The sequence below is a fragment of the Noviherbaspirillum malthae genome (assembly GCF_015352985.1).
Lineage (GTDB): Bacteria > Pseudomonadota > Gammaproteobacteria > Burkholderiales > Burkholderiaceae_D > Noviherbaspirillum > Noviherbaspirillum malthae.
In genome coordinates this window covers 31,171-49,336 of the sequence record NZ_JACYXF010000002.1, presented here as the reverse complement: position 1 = coordinate 49,336, position 18,166 = coordinate 31,171, and the positions used below count along the sequence as shown (strand labels likewise).

Genomic DNA, 18,166 nt, shown 5'->3' with positions numbered 1-18,166 from the left:
GACGCATTTGGAGGCGTCGTCTTGATCGATCGTGATCAATTCAGGCGGACAAAGAGCCTGCTCATTTGAGCAGGCAGGAGCCAACAAGACTCGGTCGCCTGATTACCTTATCGACGCACGAGACATAAAGCTGCCGGAAAGCTGCAGACTTTCCGGCAGCAAATTTGCGGCATCAGTCGAAGCGTTTCAGTTTGTCCGGACTTCTACCGATCCAGGTACGCGACGGCATGCACAGATCGGACGGCTGACTGTCTTCGTCATTAAGCCTGTACATCTTCGCCCAAATGTTAATGCAGCGCGATACGTCTTCGCGTGTGATCTCCTTCGGACTGCCACCACTGGGTCTGACCGACTCGAAGAGATTGTTCAACTGAGGAGGAAGATCGTTCCCCGGAAGTTTTTTTTCGGGGAAAGAACGGGTGATGGATTTTTGCATGGCGGCCTCGCTACAGTGCAGTGCACAAGAATCAGTATATGCCTGTGTCATCGCCGTGTAAAACATCTTGCATGTTTTTTTAAGAACGGCACCAGTCCAGCGTTGGCGTCTTGAGACAGTAAATCCGACAGGCAATATCGGCGAACGTTTTAATGAACGTCTCGCCAGATCTCGCTAGGAGGAAACAGATCTTCTACCGGCACGTTCATGCCGAATTCTCGATTTGCATAGCGGCAAATTGCTGCGCCTACCTCGATGAATTTCTGCATCTCTTCCTCGCTCAATTTTCCGGATACCGTTTCAAGGTGCTTGGCAAGCAATGCGGAAACGCAATACAGGTCGGTGTCCGGCGCATCTTCCTGTTCCTGCATCATCAGATTCAACAAATGATATTTATCCACGACGACCTCCTTGATCGCTCAAGTATAGGCAACACTCGTCATGGAGCAAGATGCAACGCAATATGGATATATGGCAATATCTCCAAGATTAATGCTTAAACCAACATATTCTTTTGATGTCGCGTGATGAATAGCATTTCTGAATAATGCAGTCGTTCTTCATTAAATTGATATTTACATGTTTAATTCCGAGCCGGGGAACAAATCAGCCCTTTGCAGAGAATAACGCACATTATTAATAATCAATCTGAAAAATTCGGAGATGTGAATACTCATGTGCAGATGACGTTTAAAACGCTCTGTCGGCACAATACAAGCAAATAAAAAGGCGACATCGCACGATGTCGCCTTTCCACCTTCATGGCCAGTCAAACGAAGGTGATGTCGCTAACCGTTAGTTCTTCTTTTCAGCGGCGTCTTCCCGAGCCTCAGCCTTTTCTTTCTTTGCCTTGGCGTCGGCCTTCGCTACTTTCTTCTCTGCTTTCGCATCGGCCTTCGCAGCTTTTTCTTGTGCTTTGGCGTCTGCCTTTTCCGCCTTGGCAGCGGCTTTGGCGTCTGCCTTGCTTGCCGGTGCGTCTGTGGACGCTGTGGTTGTGGCAGACGTTCCGGAACTGATACCGGCGGATGGAGTTGTCGCGGAGCTTGTCGTGTCGGCTGTGGCGCCTGTTTGTGCATAGACGGACGAGGCGAACAGGCCGGCGAGAAGAGCAGCAGCGAATTTATTCATTGAATTCCCTTTCAAAGACGATAAAAGTGACATCAACGTGTCACTTCTTCAGACCGCAGCCTTTCAAAAAATTCATTGCCATCATGTTAACGAATGTAACGACCGTAATATTTACTGCAAGTGTTCGGTTTGATGCCTTCACAGCAGTGATTCGCTTTGTATGCGCACAAGGCTCTTGCCGCCTGCAACACGATGCACCATCACTTTCGTGCCGATTCTCTCGCTCATTTCCTGGACATGCGTAATGACGCCGACCTTGCGTCCCTGTGATTGCAGGCTGTCCAGCGCATGCATGGCGATGGACAGTGTATCGGCGTCGAGACTGCCGAAGCCTTCGTCAATGAAGAGCGATTCGACCCGCACCCGGTTCGACGACAACGATGCCAGTCCCAGCGCCAATGCAAGAGAGACAAGAAAGGATTCGCCGCCGGAAAGAGAGTGAATCGAACGCACCTCGTCGCCCATGTCCTGATCCACCACGAGCAGCGCCAGGGTATCCTTGACGCGCTCGAGACGGTAGCGGCGTACCAGGTCCTGCAAATGCCGGTTTGCATAGCCGAGCAGCACATCGAGCGTGAATTGCTGGGCATAGTTGCGAAATTTCTTGCCGTCCGAGGAGCCGATCAGTTCGGCCAGTTGTCCCCACAGCCTTGTGACGCTTTGCTGCCGTTCCAATTCTGCGAGCAGTGTGGACGATTTCTCGCGTCGCAAATCGTCTTCCGCCAGCGCCAGCTTCTTGCGCGTGAAATCGGTACGGACCTCCTCGAACCGGAGCATGAGTTCATCAAGCAGCCGACGGGTCGTGGCCGCATCTTCCTTTCCTATGCGCTCCTGTTCGTGTGCCGCTCGCCGTTCCTTGCGCTCCCGAAGAATGGCCTTCGCCGTCTGCATCGCGGTGAAAGCGGAATGCAGCTCACCGCGTTCGACGGCGATCCATTCAAGACTGTAATTCAATAGCTCTCGCAGGCTGTCCATGTTCAGTGCCGGAGCTGTCTCGGCATGGGCCGCACCGAACTGCGTCATCCAGTCCGTCAAGCGCGTGTCCGATTCCGCCTGTTCCATTTCCAGCACTGTCAGCCGCTGCTTCGCCTGACTGATCGTCTCCTGCTGCCGTGCCGCGGTGATTGCGCATTCCTGCAGACGGGCCGCCTGCTCGTGCATCGCAGCCTTTGCCGCAGTGACTGCTGCAGCGAGCTCGTCTTCCACGACCGTGGTATTCTTGCCGCCGAAAATGTCGGCCCTTTCCGTGCGTTTTTCTGCAATATTGCGCCGGCTCTCCTCCAGTGCAGCGACGGCCCGCTGACGTTCGGCGTCGTTGCGCAACAGGGTCTCCTGCAGCTTGAGCAGCGAGGCATCGAGCGACGACAGACGCGCGCTGTTTTCATCGCGTATCCGGCATTGTTCTCGCCATTCGGCAATCCGCTGTTCGCAATTGCTTCGGAAGCCTTCGGGATCGAGCCGCCAGCGTTTCTGCCAGTCGGCCGAAACAAAAGGCGCATTCAGCTCATTGAGCAGTTCCGCAAGCCTTTCATTCGATTCAGCCGAGCGGGCAGCCAGGAGATCGATGCCAGATTTTATGTGACGCACTTCATTGGAAAGTGCATCGCATTGGCTGCGCCTTTCTGCCAATGATGCGCTTGCCGCGTCCAGGGCTTGCTGCGCAGCCTCGAGCCGGTGTGCCGACTGATCCGCATCGGCCTCGGCAGCCGACAGCTGTTGCAGCCTGTCGCGCACGGCGCGTATTTCGTCGGCGAGGGTAATGCCGGCATTACCGGTGTCTGCTGCCTTGAATAATTCCGCTGCTCGATGTCCGGACCATTCCGCCTGCATGCGGATAACCTGCTGGCCCAGATCATGAAGCTGCTGCTCAACCTGTGCCGCGCGCCGGCGGTTTTCTTCGATCAATGCCTGGTTGCGTACCTGCGCGGCCAACGCTTTTTCATACCGAATGCGGCAGGCGACGGCTTCCGTCTCGAATCCGGTCAGCATCGAATGCAGCCGTCCGTCATTTTTTGAATAAGGATGTTCCGTCGATCCGCAGACAGGGCAGGGCACATCGTGTTGAAGCGCGTTGCGCAAGTTTTCGACCGAGTCGCTGCAGGCCATGCGAGTGGAGACCAAGGCTTTTTCCGCCTGATCGAACGCCGCCTTTGCCACTGCGGCATCGGTGACAAGATGCACGCTTGCCTTGGCTGCTTCGGCCTCGGCCGTGCGCAGCTGATCCTTTTCGTTCTGCCGCTGCACTTGCTGTTCTTTCGCCGTGTGCAGTGCCGCCCAGACTCTCATGCCGTCGTCGAGAATCTCGCGTCGCGATTCGAGTTCCAGTCTCTCCTGCCTCAACGCGCTGCGCGAGTGGCTGGCGGACTCGAACTGGCAGGTCAGACGCTGCATCTCCGCCTCGGCATGTGCCCGGGCGGCCTCGGACAGCAAAGTCTCGGCTTCGCCTTTCCTCCCGCTGACCCGGCGCAATGCATCCCGCGAGACGGCAAGTTCATGCGCCAGCTTTTCCGCGTTCTGCAGCTGTACTGCGGCATGGCTCAGCAATGAATCCCACCGCGGCCACTGGAGCGCTAGCGGCTGAACGGATTCATGCTCCGACAGCCACCGATCCGCGGCTTGCCTGACTCGCACGGCGTCCTCGCGCGCTTTCTGTTCAGCGTGCAAGCGCGTTTGGATATCTTCTCTTTCAGCGCTGACACGAGCAACGGCAGCCTCCGCATGTCCGTCTTCCGTGAGGAGCATTGCAATCTGCGCATCAAGCGTCTTTGCCTTGCCGATCTGGGGCAGGGCAGTCATCTGGGTCTGCAGTGCTGCACTGTGCGCCTGCTCGGCGGCTTGCATCGCGGCCTGAGCATCCTGCTGGCCTTGCACTGCTGCAGCCAGCATGATGTCGCCCCGGTTGAGTTCGGAGCGCGCTGATTCCAACGCAGAAGCGATGCGGGCTGACGCTTCGATCAAGGCGCGGGCGGGCTGAACTTCGTCCAGCAGGGTCAGACGTTTCCCGCGTTCCTCCATGCCTTGATATATCGACGTCAGGCGCTCCGCTTCTCCTGCCGCCTCCTCTTCACCGCGCTGCGCTTCCTCCAGCGTTGCATGCCAGCGCAGCTGGGTTTCCAGTTCGCCTTTGCGCTGTTCCAGGATCATCATGGCGTCATGCGCCTGTGCGCTGTCCCGTTCCAGTTCCAGGCGGGACTGCGGGTCCAGCGGCGTCTGGTCGGAGAGGCGCTGGCTAATGGCGTTGAGCGTCTGCTGCTCCAGCTTCGCGCGTTCGAAAGCGCGTTTGGACATGGTGCTGTAGATCGCGGTGCCCGTCAGCGTCTCCAGCAGTTCGCCCCGGTCCCCGTCGTCGGCCCGCAGGAATGCGGAAAACTCGTTCTGGGCGAGCAGCACGGCGCGGGTGAACTGCTCGAAATTCAAGCCGATCCGGCTCTCGATCTCTGCCTTGACCTCTCGATTGGTGCCGCCGATCTGCTGCCGTTCCGGAAGGCTATGCAGGGACATGGCGACTTGCTGCAACGCTCCATCCGCCTTGGCACGCGCGCGGCGCACGCTCCACCGCGCCCGGTAGCACCTGGAGTCATTGCCGATGAAGTCGACTTCCGCATATCCGTCCGCAGTGCCTCGCCGCAACAGGTTGCGGGTGTCCTGAGGCGTCACGGTTTCATCGCGCACATCCGGCAGGCCTATGCCCTTGCTTCCGGCCCGTGACAGGCGCGGCGTAGCATCATAGAGTGCGAGGCACAACGCATCGAGCAGGGTGCTTTTCCCCGCGCCGGTCGGTCCGCATATTGCAAACAGTCCGGCGGAAGCCAGCGGCTCCTGCATGAAATCCAGTTCGAATTCCCCACCCAGCGATGCGAGATTCCGGCCGGCGATCCTGAGTATCTTCATTTGCCGCCCGCTGCTTCCGATGCCCCCAGCAAAAGCTCGCCGAAGGCGGCAAGCTGATCATCCGGCGCCTCGGCGCCGTATTTGCCTAGATACAAGCGCTTGAAGATATCCTCGGGTTGTACCTGATCGAGCTCTTCATCAGGGACGGCAACATGGATTTGGGGATCACGGCGTGAGAAAGTGGTTTCGATTTTTGCGAGACGCACATGCTTTCCCTCCAGTGCAGCTTCGATACGTGCACGCAGCCCCGGCTCCGGCCCATCGACCCTGACTCTGACTTGGAGATACGGTTGACGATGAATCTCTTCGAGTAGCGGGGACTCCAATGCCTCCAAGGCCGCGAGGACCTCGCTTACCGGCGCCGGGCTGCGCGGAACACGCAACAAATCCACGGCACGCGGCACTCGCAGGGCATTGACCTCGCGCACCGTCTCGCCTTCGAGGTCGATGCACAGAACCTGGTGCGCGTAATCAATCTCGGTGAACGACATCGGCAGCGGACTGCCGCAATAGCGTACATGTTCACGCTTTCCGATTCGCTGTGCCTTGTGCAGATGCCCGAGCGCTGCATAGGCCACCGAATCGTCGAATATCGCATCCGATAGCGCTTCGGCCTTGCCCATCACGATCCGTCTTTCGGACTCTTCCGATGCTTCGCCGCCCAGCATATGGCAATGCCCCAGGGCGACGATGGCTTGTCCGGGAGCGCGTCGGCTGCGTGCATTGTCCAGCAGGCGCTGGTAGAGCAGGGCGACACCGGCCTGGTAGGGGTCGCCTGCATCGTCGACGCGGGGGACATCGCCAGGACGCAGGAAAGGAACGGCGAGACACCATGCGGCGACCGATTTGTCACGGCGGAGCAAAGGGATCATCAACTCGTCGAGATCGACTTCTCCGTCGTCGCGCCGGCGCACATGGCCAACCACCGTGACATTCAATCCTTCCAGCAAGGGCCGCGGGGCTTCAAGCCGGCCGGGAGAGTCATGATTGCCTGCAATGATGACAATATTCAAGTGAGGCAAGCGTTGCTTTGCCTGCTGCAGGAAGGAATAGAACTGCCTTTGCGATGCGGCCGAGGGATTGGCATTGTCGAAAATGTCGCCTGCAATGAGCAATGCGTCAACTTCATGCGCAACCAGCGATTCGATGAGCCAGGAGAGAAACTGTTCATGTTCGTGGCAACGGTCGAAGTTGTGCAGAGTCTGGCCAAGGTGCCAGTCTGAGGTGTGCAGGAAACGCATGACATCCTTTATATTCAGCAGCAATGCAAATCGACTTGGTCGACTCGGACCAATCAGGTCAACTTCGGCCGAAATATAGCAACTGGATGGAAATGCGTCGAGGTTTGATGAGTGAAGGAAATCGATTTCAAGAAAAAACGCCTCCGTTCGGCAATGCGAATGGAGGCGTATTCAAAAAGCAAGAGCCTGGAACGTATCGCTTTTAAGTAATCGAGACTGGCTATCAGGGATTCCGTTTTGCAATTTCATTGCCGATATAGCCGCCGCCAAGCACGCCCGCCACGGTTGCAAGCGTCCTGCCGCTGCCTTTGCCGACCTGATTGCCAATCAAGCCGCCGACGACAGCGCCGACGCCGATGCCGACGGGACTGTTTTGCGCGGCCGGTGCAGGCTGCTGAACCGGCTGGTAGACCGGAGCAGGGGAGTAGCTTCGCTGCGGCTCGGTCTGTGCTACCTGAACCGGTTCTGCACGGACGGGTGCGGGTTGCTGCACGTGTTTGTGATGAACGATTGTTTTGTGACGAACGACTTCCTTGGGCTCTGCCTGTGCAACAGGCGCAGCTGCCGGCTGTGGAGCAGCAACCAGAGCCGTCGCCGGCAACGCAGGTGCTGCGGCCGGTACGCTGGCCGGGACCACGGCTTGCGCAGATGGCGCTGCCAATGCAGCCTTGTCCGGCGAAGTGCCTTGAGAAGTCGGAATGATTCCGACAATGGCGGCCGCCCCGAGCAAGCTTACGAGCATGACAGAAGCAGCGGCACCAGCCATCAAGGGATGAATACGTTTAGTAGTCTGCGGCATTTCCATTTCGGTTCCATCGGTTGGGAAAGAAGACAAGTGCAGAATAATGGCTGCCGACCCGGCTTTGTAGTGCGCTTGTGTATCACAGGTAAGCGCTTGTAACGTAAGCCCGCCGCACCATCCGGGTTGGCGCGATCACGATTGCGCGCAATCGAATCGCACCGATGGTAATGTCGCATGGCTCAACAAAGCAGCACGCCCGCGCCTTGGTTTCAAGGCGTGCGGACGGACATGCCTGTCAGGATGGAAGGGCTTTTGAATCGCCGCAAACAGAACTTAGAGAATTTCCCGAATCTTGGCTGCCAGTTCCGGTGGCGAAAACTTGGCGACGTAAGCATTGGCTCCAGCGCTCTTGACGTGCGCCTCATTGGCGGAGCCGGAGAGTGAGGAGTGAATCAGTACCGGCAAGGAATTGTAGCGATTGCTGGTCTTGATATGCCGGGTCAGCGTGAATCCGTCCATTTCAGGCATTTCAAGATCGGTCAGAACGAGCGCCACCTTTTCACGCAACGGCTTGTTTTCCTTTTCTGCATCGGCGGCAAGTTCCTGCAGCTTTTCCCAGGCTTCCTTTCCGTTTTTCGTCATGACGTAGGGCAGCCCCATGTCTTCCAGACCTTTCTGGATGATGGATCGGGCAATGACGGAATCGTCGGCCGCGAGAATGACGGAACCAGAGGTAAGCTTGATCGCCATGTCGTTGCCGGAGGGCGGCGTTTCCTTGCTCGGAACGAACTTCTGAACGATGGTTTCGACATCGAGCACCTGCACCAGGCGGGTACCGTGGACATCGTTGTCCAGCCTTGCAATGCTGGTAATGGTGTTGTCCGCGTAGCTTCCGGCGGACGGACGTACCTGGTTCCAGTCCAGCCGCACGATTTCATCGACGGCTTCGACCGCAAAGCATTGGGTGGTGCGGGCGAATTCCGTTACCAGCAAGATATTGAGGCCGGTCTTCGGCGTACACCCGATCAATCCAGGCAGATCGATTACCGGCAGAATTTCGCCGCGCAGATTGACCACGCCCATCATGTAGGGCGCGCTTTCGGCGATCGGCGTTACCGGCGGCATCGCCACGATTTCCCGGATCTTGAAGACGTTGATGCCGTACAGTTCGTTCTGATTGCCGTTGCTGTCGCCGCCGAGACGAAACAGCAGAAGTTCGAACTTGTTCGAGGCGGTGAGATTGGTACGTTCGTCGACTTCCTGCTGGACAGTACTCATGGTGCCTCCCTATGTGTTTTATCGAATGATTTCCATGTGCGAAGCAGCCAGCGATGATGCGCTGCCCAGTACAAGAACATGTCAAGTTTAAAAGCGCTTTCGCTTCGAAAATACGCTTTTCTGATTCTTGTTGCAAGCCGGCAACGGGCGGCATTATAGGTTGCCTTAGATAATTCACTTTCTGCCGACAAGCCAATTTTTATAGCCATATTGAAATAGGGTTATCTTGTGGAAAAACGGAAGTTTGAACCTCGCTTGACCCGGACATTACAACTTTGCTTCCACACCAATTTGAAATGGAATTTGTCTTATGTTAAATAGCATATTGATTTTTATGAGACGGAGCGTGCGTCGGTGAAACCTCCCCGAGCATCATCAAAACTCCTTGCTCGATCGCATCCATCGCGCGTCCGGTTCGCTTCTCGCCCGTACCCTTTCCCATTTCGTTCCGCAGCGATTGCACTTGTAAAATTCGATGCGCCCGCTGGTCGTCGCGCCGTAGTTGATGAGCGCATCCGAATGCAGCAGCAAGTTGGCGTGCGGAGACGTCAACGCATTGGCGCCTTCCAGGTCGGCGCATTCCTCGCATTCAGTCATTCAAGTCGTCTCCCTGTCACGGCGGTCAATGCTTGCCGGCTTTCCCGCCATCCAGATCCACCCGGACGATTTCAAAGCCGCCGTCGTAGTACCCGCGTTCCTCTGCGGTGGCGCGGGCTTCTTCGACACTGCGAAAACGTCCTGCCTGGGATGCATCATCCGTCAGCGACAGATCGTCGGCGAAGGGATAAAGATAACCATCCGGGGTCTTGATGATATAGGCATGCATGACGCGTCTCCTTGGGATGCCGGGCCGTAAGGTGAACAGCCCGTCGCAGCAGGCGCTGGATCGGCGATGAAGTCCGAAGTCCGCCTGATTTCGATTGTTAGCGGTTTGTCATGCCGAACCGGTTGATAGTTCCTAAGGGGTCGCTGCAAGCCTGCCGGATCAGTACGTACCGGGAAGCAGGATGCCGCGGTCCACCTTACGAACATCGGTAAGACCGCAGAAGGCCATCGTCAGGTCGAGTTCCTTGCGGATGATCTCGAGACATTGCGTCACGCCCTCTTCACCCATCGCACCCAGGCCGAACAGGAAGGCGCGACCGATGTAGACGCCCTTGGCGCCAAGCGCGAGCGCCTTGATCGCATCCTGGCCGGAGCGTATGCCGCCATCCATGTGCACCTCGATCTTGTCGCCGACGGCCTGGACGATGCCCGGCAGCGCGGAGATCGATGAACGTGCGCCGTCAAGCTGGCGCCCGCCATGATTTGAAACGATCAGTGCGTCGGCACCGCTGGCAGCGGCAAGCTGCGCATCCTCCTCGTCCAGCACACCCTTGATGATGAGCTTGCCGCCCCATTCATCCTTGATCCACTTGACGTCATCCCATGAAAGCCGCGGATCGAATTGCTGGGCGGTCCATGAAGACAGCGACGACATGTTCGACACGCTGCTGGCGTGCCCCACGATGTTGCCGAAGGTTCTGCGCTGCGTGCCGAGCATGCCGAGACACCAGCGCGGCTTGGTCATCATGTTCATGATATTGGGCACGGTCAGCCTCGGCGGAGCCGACAGTCCGTTGATCAGGTCCTTGTGGCGCTGCCCGAGCACCTGCAGATCCAGCGTCAGCACCAGCGCCGAACATTGCGCAGCCTTCGCGCGAGCGATCAGCCGCTTGATGAATTCCCTGTCGCGCATCACGTAGAGCTGGAACCAGAACGGCTTGCTGGTATGTGCGGCAATGTCTTCGATCGAGCAGATGCTCATGGTCGACAAGGTGAACGGAACGCCGAACTTCTCGGCTGCCTTGGCTGCAAGGATTTCACCGTCCGCGTGCTGCATGCCGGTCAGCCCGGTCGGCGCCAGCGCCACCGGCATGGCCACTTCCTGGCCCACCATCGTGGTTTTCAGCGTTCGGTTTTCCATGTTGACCGCAACGCGCTGCCGGAACTTGATGTGCTCGAAGTCCGTGCTGTTGGCTCGATAGGTGGACTCCGTCCAGGAACCGGAATCGGCATAGTCATAGAACATGCGCGGCACGCGCTTCTGAGCCAGCTTGCGCAGGTCTTCGATGGTGGTAATGACGGGCATACAGTGCTCCTTACAATGATGCACAAGTGTAATTCAGGCAAGGCCGATGCCGCATTGCCGGTTGCTTGAAATTTATTCACCTTAAGCGGCACTGCCGGAACCAAACTCGCGGGATCAAGTCCCTTCCGCCAACCGGTTCCCAAATGCTCTGGCTTCGAACCGTCCTGAAATGGGGAAATGGTCTGCCCCGCTGCAAAGAAGGCTTGCGCTTGGAGGAAATTTTTCCGCAGGGGAACAAGCTGCAGGTTTTCCGGTCTAGAGTGCATCCGTTTTATTGACGAGTCCTATCATGATGCTTGACGAACAACACAGTGAAGAATTGCGCGCACTCCGTAACCTGGAACGAACAGTACGTGCCTACAGCATCACCACCCGCATGGTGTCTTACCAGCGCCGGCAGGAAATGCTTGCGGCAGCCTTGCGCGAAGTCGTTGAAGCGCGCAAATCGGCCATCCGCAAATCGCGCGCCATTCCGCTCAAGGAGTAGGAAGGCTACCCGCTGCCACTCCCTGCCGCAGCCATGCATGGAGCATATTCTCTTTCTGGAAATGCTCCATTTGCAGTCCTCTACCGACCTCCACCATATTCCCTCCTCCGTTCCACCGGCCTCCTCCGGCAAACAGCTGGTGTTGCCCTCCTGCTTCCCTCCCCGTCCCCTCACACTTTGTTACGAGATCGCCACCGCAAGTCGACCTGACATTGCCTAGTGTCAAACGAACAAGGTCCAGCGCTGGCAACATAAGGCCCTATCGAGTCTATCGAAACATCCAATGCGTCTGAACCCGTTCAAATACGCAATGCACCTTCATGCCTTTCTTGCATGCATGGCATTCGTACTGCTTGCTGCTCCGGAAGCCCATGCTTTTGGCTTCGCCGATGTCGCCGCAAAGGCGAAAAAGCTGGCGGCTTCGTCCTATGTCAAGCCGGAAAAGAATCTTCCGAAAGCACTGGAAAACCTGAGCTACGACCAGTATCGCGACATCCGCTTCAACCCGGAGAAGGCCTACTGGCGCAATGCGCGGCTGCCGTTCGAGCTGGCTTTCTTTCACCAGGGGCAGTACTTCGACACGGCGGTCAGGATCAATGAAGTCACCGGCAAGTCGGTTCATGAAATCCGTTTCGATCCCAAGCTGTTCAACTACGGAGCGAATAGCCATCTCAATCCCAAGGACCTTACCAATCTGGGATATGCCGGCTTTCGCGTCCACTATCCGCTGAATACGTCGAAGTACAAGGATGAGGTCATCGTCTTTCTCGGCGCGAGCTACTTCCGCGCCGTCGGCAAGAACCAGCTTTACGGCCTGTCCGCGCGCGGTCTGGCAATCGATACCGGCCTGACGTCCGGCGAGGAATTTCCGCAATTTACCGAATTCTGGATTGAACGTCCCGACCCGAACGACAAGGAACTCATTATCTACGCCCTGCTCGACTCGCGCCGCGTGACGGGTGCCTATCGCTTCATCGTCAGGCCGGGTTTCGATACGGTCGTGGACGTCAAGGCCGAGCTGTATCTGCGGGAAAACGTGTCGAAGCTCGGCATTGCACCGCTGACCAGCATGTACTATTTCGGAGAGAACCATCGGCCGAATATCGATGACCATCGCCCGGAAGTGCACGATTCCGACGGGCTGTCGATACAGTCGGGCACCGGCGAATGGATCTGGCGCCCTCTGGTCAACCCCAAACGGCTACTGATCACTTCGTTTTCGCTTAATAATCCTCAAGGTTTCGGTCTTATGCAGCGCGACCGGGAATTTTCCAGCTACGAAGACCTCGAAGCACATTATCAGCGCAGGCCGAGCGCATGGATAGAACCGCGTGGAAATTGGGGGCCGGGCCGCGTAGAACTGGTGCAGATTCCGACGCCTGACGAGACCAACGATAACATCGTCGCGCAATGGATTCCCGACGTGCCGCCGAAGCCCGGCGTACCGCTCAACCTGGAATACCGGATGCTCTGGCAGAAAGATGTCGACAGGAAGCCTCCGCTAGCCTGGGTAACACAGACGAGACGCGGCCATGGATATGTGCGCAAGCCCGACGACAGCATCGCTCTTTTCGTCGACTTCGAAGGGCCTGCTCTGAAAAAGCTGGAAGAAGGCACAAAACTGGAAGCAAGCATCACTACCGATGCCAATGCAAAAGTGCTGGAAACGAATGCGTATCCGAACCAGATGAAAGGTGGCTGGCGCACCGTGGTCCGTTTCAAACGGATCGATGACAAGAAGCCAGTCGAACTGCGCGGCTACCTGCGCCACAACAACACAACACTGTCCGAAACGTGGAGCTACATTCTTCCGCCCGATTAAAGCGCGTCTACAGCAGCTCGCCGCTCTGCCAGCGATACATCGAGCGACTGCGCCTTTCTCCAATACAACGCAACCAGGTCGCTGCAGCAATCGACGCCGCCGAACCCGCCACTGAGGATGAAGCCCTCGCCGTCCTGCATGACGCGCTCTCCGGCGACGCTTCCATTGCCGGGAATCCGGCTTATCAGTCGCTCGGCGCCCGCGTGAACCTGGCTTGCGGCAGCCCGCAGTCGATGCCGGCAGCGGAAAGCGCCGCCATCCTGCCGCTGGCACCGCCGCTGAATCGGGCCTCGATGGTGCCGCATCCATGGAACCCGCTCAACCCTGTCAAGCGCTGGGCGCAAGCCGTCACCCGGCGGCGCACGCAGTGGGTGGAACGCCGCCATGAAAATGGTCGACGCCGCCCGTGGCCGGCAGAGGTACCGCCGGACGAGTCGGACGAAGAGCACGACCGTCATGGCAACTGGCAGCATCAAGGCAATGTCCGGCGCATGGTGCTGCTCGTCCTCATGCTTGCGCAGACCGGCGTCGCTACCTGGTTCATGAGCAAGGTGTTGCCTTATCAGGGCACGGCCAAGGACGAGATCGCCCTGCTCGCCTTGTTCGCAATTCTCTTTTGCTGGGTCTCGGCCGGTTTCTGGACTGCCATGGCCGGCTTTCTCGTCATGCTGCGCGGTACCGACCGTTTCGTTATTTCGCGGCGGGAAGCAGGCGACAAGCCGATCGATGCTCAGGCCCGTACCGCGATCGTCATGCCGATCTGCAACGAAGACGTCGACCGCGTGATGGCCGGCCTGCGAGCCACTTATGAATCCGTCGCCGCCACCGGCGACCTCGACCGCTTCGATTTCTTCATCCTGAGCGACAGCAATGAAAGCGATACCTGCGCAGCCGAACTCGCCGCATGGAACACTCTGTGCCGGGAAGTGAACGGCTTCGGGCGCATCTTCTATCGCCGCCGCCGCCGCCGTGTCAAGCGCAAGAGCGGCAACATCGACGATTTCTGCCGGCGCTGGGGCAACCAGTACCGCTACATGGTGGTGCTCGACGCCGACAGCGTCATGAGCGGCAATTGCCTGACGACGCTGGTGCGGCTGATGGAAGCCAATCCGGGCGCCGGCATCATCCAGACCGCGCCCATCGCTGCCGGACGAGATACGCTTTATGCGCGCATCCAGCAATTCTCCACTCGCGTCTACGGCCCGCTGTTCACCGCAGGGCTGCACTACTGGCAGCTCGGAGAATCCCACTACTGGGGGCATAACGCGATCATCCGCATGGCGCCTTTCATCCGTCATTGCGCGCTGGCCCCCCTGCCGGGGCGCGGGTCGCTGGCCGGCGAAATCCTGTCCCACGATTTCGTCGAAGCTGCACTCATGCGCCGCGCCGGCTGGGCGGTATGGATCGCTTACGATCTGCACGGCAGTTACGAGGAAATGCCTCCCAACCTGCTGGACGAGCTCAAGCGCGACCGCCGCTGGTGCCACGGCAACCTGATGAACTTCAGGCTGTTCCCCGCGCGCGGCATGCACCCGGTTCACCGCGCGGTCTTCGTGACCGGTGTCATGGCTTATCTGTCGGCGCCGCTCTGGTTTCTTTTCCTGGCCCTGTCGACAGCCATGCTGGCCATGCATACCTTGGTGGAGCCGCAGTATTTCGTCGAGCCGCGGCAGCTGTTCCCGATCTGGCCGCAATGGCACCCGGAAAAGGCGCTTGCCCTGTTCAGTGCGACAGTCACCCTGCTGTTTCTGCCGAAATTCCTGAGCGTCCTGGTCATTGCACTCAAAGATGCCAGGGGCTTCGGCGGAACATTGCGCCTGACCGCCAGCATGCTGCTGGAACTGTTGTTCTCGATGATGCTCGCGCCGGTACGGATGCTGTTCCATACCATGTTCGTCACGGCCGCCTTTCTCGGATGGGAAATGCGCTGGAAGTCGCCGCCGCGCGACGATACCGAAACTACCTGGGGCGAAGCCTTCCGCAAGCATGGTTTTCACATGATTCTGGGGATTGCCTGGGGTGTTGCGGTCTACAAGCTGAATCCATCCTTCCTGTGGTGGCTGCTGCCGATCGCCGGAGCGCTGACGCTTTCGATACCGATATCCGTACTCTCCAGCCGGGTCTCGCTGGGACGGCGCACGCGCAATGCCGGCCTGTTCCTGATCCCGGAAGAGTCAATGCCGCCGAAGGAACTGACCGATACCTATGCGTATGCCAAGATTGACGCGGGGCAGCCTGCGCCGGACTTCGTCGAAGCTGTGGTGGATCCTCTGCTCAATGCGGTGGTCTGCGCTGCAGCGCGTCCCCATCCGGGACTTCCTCAGCCGGCCATCGAAGCGCGCCAGGCGCTGGCCGACACCGCATTGCAGGAAGGCCCCAGCGCTTTGAGCGCAGCCGACTGCAAGACCCTTTTGGATGACCCGCTCGCGATGTCGAGACTGCACTTCAATGTGTGGTCATCGGGTAGCGCTCATCCGGAATGGCGGGAACGGATTTACCGCGAGCCGGATGAACGGCTGGCGAATGCCTCCTGAGATGCATTTAGTGAGGCCTGCTGAAAAGCGCTCTCGAGCAGCCGTTCCGCGTCATGCGGCGCCAGCGGCGCGCTGATGCGCGTGCCCTGGATTTCATCGCAGGTCGTCGTCCGCAGGAAGGCAAGATGGTCTTCATTTTCCACGCCTTCCGCGACAACGGACAGATCCAGCGTGTGAGCGAGATTGATGACGGCCTCGGCCAGCTTCCATGAGCCGTCCTTGACCGCCTGCACGAGGAAGGACCGATCGAGCTTCAGGCTGTCGAGAGGGAAACGGCCCAGATAGGCCAATGACGAATAACCGGTACCGAAGTCATCGACCGAAAGCCTGAGCCCGAGTGACTTGAGTTCATTGAGCAGTTTCGCGGCTACGTCGGTGTCTTCCATCAGCGCCGATTCGGTCAGCTCGAGTTCGAGCTGGGACGGCGGAAGCCCGCTGGCCTCCAAGGCCTCGGTCACAGACTTCACGAGTTTGTTGGTACGGATCTGCCGCGCGGAAAGATTCACCGATACCTTCAGCGGCCTGCCAAACTGCCTGCTCCACTGCTGCACCTGCAGGGTGGCTTGCCTGAGCACCCAGTCGCCGAGCTCGTCTATCAGGCCGATTTCCTCCGCCAAGGGGATGAAATCGCTGGGCGAGACCGTGCCAAGTTCCGGATGGGTCCAGCGCAGCAGCGCCTCCACGCCCGTCACGGTCATGCTCTGCAAATGGACGCGCGGCTGGTAATACACCAGCAATTCATTACGCGCCACCGCGTGCCGTAGCGCCGCCTGCATCAGAAGGCGCGAACGCGATGCGGCGCCCATGTCGGCAGTGAAAAAGCGGTAGGTGCCGCCGCCGAAAGCCTTGGCCCGGTAGAGGGCGGTATCGGCACTTTGCAGCAGCAGTTCGCTGGTATCGCCGTCCTGGGGATACATGCTGATGCCGATCGATGCGCTGGCCTTGACTTCATGCCCCTTGATCAGAATCGGCAGGTCGAGCGAGCGCGTCAGCTTTTCCGCCAAAGTCCTGGCGGTTGCCTCGCCGTTCGCGCATTCGGCCACCACCACGAATTCGTCTCCGCCCAGTCGGGCCACCGTATCGTCCGGACGCACGCAGCGATTCAGACGCGCGGCAATCTCCTTGAGCATCACGTCGCCGGCAGCATGTCCGAAGGAATCGTTCACTTCCTTGAAGTTGTCAAGGTCGATGAAGAACACGGCGAGGAAGACACCGGCGACTCGCCTGTCCAGGCGCTGCCTTAATCTCGTCTGCAGCAGTGCCCGGTTGGGCAGTTCGGTGAGGATGTCGCGGGTTGCCAGTTTTTCAAGCGCCCGGGATGTGCGGACCTCGCGTGTGACGTCGCGGCTGACACCCCGATACCCGAGGAATTGTCCGCTTTCGAAAAAAGGTTCTCCGGAAATGCGCAGGAAACGCACGAGTTCAGGTTCCGTAGCCGAGGCAGCGGGAAAGATGACGTCGTGGAAAGACCGGAGTTCACGAATGCTCTCCAGGCAGACCAGCAGGCCGGGTGCATGAGGGTCCTGCGCATGCTCCCGGAAGTAGGAGCCGAGCAACTGTTCGGGTTTGACTCTGAGCTTGTGATAAATGCCTTGGGAAAAGAAGGTAAAGCGCAGGTCGGCATCGGTTTCCCAGTACCAGTCCGAGGACAGCGACATCAGGCTGCGGAAGCGTTCTTCCCTGCGCTTGAGTTCGCGTTCAGCCTCGATTTGCGCGGTGACTTCCCGGGCAATCGACACCATGCCGAGCTTGGCATTGGTGACGGGGTCCCGCAGCGTGCGGGTGGTCGCACCCAGCCAGACCCATGACCCGTTCTTGTGGCGGAAGCGGATGTGCACCAGTCCGCGGCGCTTCTGCTTCTCCGGACGCGGCGCCAGATCTTCAGGATGAATGTAGTCGTACAGGCGGGTGCCCAGCAGTTCATGGGCCTCGTAACCGAGAGTATCCTTGTGCGAGGGAGAGACGTACACATAGATGTCATTCGCATCGGTATGCGAAATCATGTCCCTTGCGTTCTCGGTCAGGAGCCGATGTTCTGTTTCGCTGCGTGCCAGCCTCGCCCGTGCTTCATGACTGTCGGAGATATCGAAACAGGTGCCGACATAAACATCGGCAGCGCCATTCCCCCCGAATCTGGGAGCGGCCGCCTCGGCAACCCAGCGGATACTGCCCTCGCTGCACAGGATCCTGTATTCGATCTGGTATTCGCGGCGCTGCTGCCTGGCTTGGGTAACACAGCGTTCAACCCTTCCGGCATCTTCCGGATGGATGAATTGCAGCCAGTCGGAAAACCGGACCTCGCGCAGCTCCCTGATCGGTCCGGCGGATGACGCGGCGGAGCCGAAATAAAGGTAGCTTCCGTCGATTCTCGCTTCCCAGACGATGACGCCGGCTTCATCGGCAAGGCGGCGCAAGATGCCTTCAGGCAACAGACGCTTGGGTTGCATGCTTGAGGAAGCCTGCAAGACGAGATAGT

14 protein-coding genes are annotated in these 18,166 nt (G+C 58.5%); 3 read left to right on the top strand and 11 right to left on the bottom strand.

Annotated features, from left to right (window positions below):
* Nucleotides 1-172 precede the first annotated feature (172 nt).
* The 10 genes from IGW03_RS04060 to IGW03_RS04015 all read right to left on the bottom strand — a co-directional run bounded on the left by IGW03_RS04060 (nt 173) and on the right by IGW03_RS04015 (nt 10,847).
* Nucleotides 173-436 (bottom strand): hypothetical protein, encoded by a 264-nt coding sequence (locus IGW03_RS04060; RefSeq protein WP_194721255.1) that lies wholly within the window; start codon nt 434-436, stop codon nt 173-175.
* 149 nt (nt 437-585) lie between these two features.
* Nucleotides 586-837 (bottom strand): hypothetical protein, encoded by a 252-nt coding sequence (locus tag IGW03_RS04055; protein WP_194721254.1) that lies wholly within the window; start codon nt 835-837, stop codon nt 586-588.
* Nucleotides 838-1,231: 394 nt separating this feature from the next.
* The gene (locus IGW03_RS04050; protein ID WP_194721253.1) at nt 1,232-1,564 is read right to left on the bottom strand and encodes a hypothetical protein; all 333 of its coding nucleotides are present in this window, start codon (nt 1,562-1,564) and stop codon (nt 1,232-1,234) included.
* A 138-nt stretch (nt 1,565-1,702) separates the two neighbouring features.
* Nucleotides 1,703-5,455, bottom strand: a complete 3,753-nt coding sequence (locus IGW03_RS04045; RefSeq protein ID WP_194721252.1) for an AAA family ATPase — start codon at nt 5,453-5,455, stop codon at nt 1,703-1,705.
* A complete protein-coding gene (locus IGW03_RS04040) occupies nt 5,452-6,696 on the bottom strand; it encodes an exonuclease SbcCD subunit D C-terminal domain-containing protein (protein WP_194721251.1) in 1,245 nt (414 codons plus the stop codon). Before IGW03_RS04040 ends, IGW03_RS04045 begins: the two co-directional genes overlap by 4 nt.
* A 223-nt stretch (nt 6,697-6,919) precedes the next feature.
* The gene (locus tag IGW03_RS38835) at nt 6,920-7,495 is read right to left on the bottom strand and encodes a glycine zipper 2TM domain-containing protein (RefSeq protein WP_323744922.1); all 576 of its coding nucleotides are present in this window, start codon (nt 7,493-7,495) and stop codon (nt 6,920-6,922) included.
* Between the two features lie 276 nt (nt 7,496-7,771).
* A complete protein-coding gene (locus tag IGW03_RS04030) occupies nt 7,772-8,716 on the bottom strand; it encodes a chemotaxis protein (protein WP_194721249.1) in 945 nt (314 codons plus the stop codon).
* A gap of 375 nt (nt 8,717-9,091) precedes the next feature.
* Nucleotides 9,092-9,313, bottom strand: coding sequence for a hypothetical protein (locus IGW03_RS04025; protein WP_194721248.1), 222 nt, complete (start codon nt 9,311-9,313; stop codon nt 9,092-9,094).
* A gap of 25 nt (nt 9,314-9,338) precedes the next feature.
* Complete coding sequence (locus IGW03_RS04020) at nt 9,339-9,542, bottom strand: hypothetical protein (RefSeq protein WP_194721247.1); 204 nt, start codon at nt 9,540-9,542, stop codon at nt 9,339-9,341.
* Between the two features lie 159 nt (nt 9,543-9,701).
* A complete protein-coding gene (locus IGW03_RS04015) occupies nt 9,702-10,847 on the bottom strand; it encodes an alpha-hydroxy acid oxidase (RefSeq protein ID WP_194721246.1) in 1,146 nt (381 codons plus the stop codon).
* A gap of 289 nt (nt 10,848-11,136) precedes the next feature.
* On the opposite strand from IGW03_RS04015, the gene IGW03_RS04010 reads away from it, so the two are divergent.
* The 3 genes from IGW03_RS04010 to mdoH all read left to right on the top strand — a co-directional run bounded on the left by IGW03_RS04010 (nt 11,137) and on the right by mdoH (nt 15,690).
* Nucleotides 11,137-11,334 carry a hypothetical protein gene (locus IGW03_RS04010; RefSeq protein ID WP_194721245.1) on the top strand — a complete coding sequence of 66 codons (198 nt, stop codon included), beginning with the start codon at nt 11,137-11,139 and terminating at the stop codon, nt 11,332-11,334.
* Between the two features lie 310 nt (nt 11,335-11,644).
* Nucleotides 11,645-13,156, top strand: a complete 1,512-nt coding sequence (locus IGW03_RS04005) for a glucan biosynthesis protein G (protein WP_194721669.1) — start codon at nt 11,645-11,647, stop codon at nt 13,154-13,156.
* Nucleotides 13,129-15,690, top strand: coding sequence for a glucans biosynthesis glucosyltransferase MdoH (gene mdoH, locus IGW03_RS04000; protein WP_194721244.1), 2,562 nt, complete (start codon nt 13,129-13,131; stop codon nt 15,688-15,690). Before IGW03_RS04005 ends, mdoH begins: the two co-directional genes overlap by 28 nt.
* On the opposite strand, the gene IGW03_RS03995 is transcribed toward mdoH, so the two are convergent.
* Complete coding sequence (locus IGW03_RS03995; protein WP_194721243.1) at nt 15,651-18,137, bottom strand: sensor domain-containing protein; 2,487 nt, start codon at nt 18,135-18,137, stop codon at nt 15,651-15,653. The two genes, mdoH and IGW03_RS03995, sit on opposite strands and share 40 nt — an antisense overlap.
* Nucleotides 18,138-18,166 lie beyond the last annotated feature (29 nt).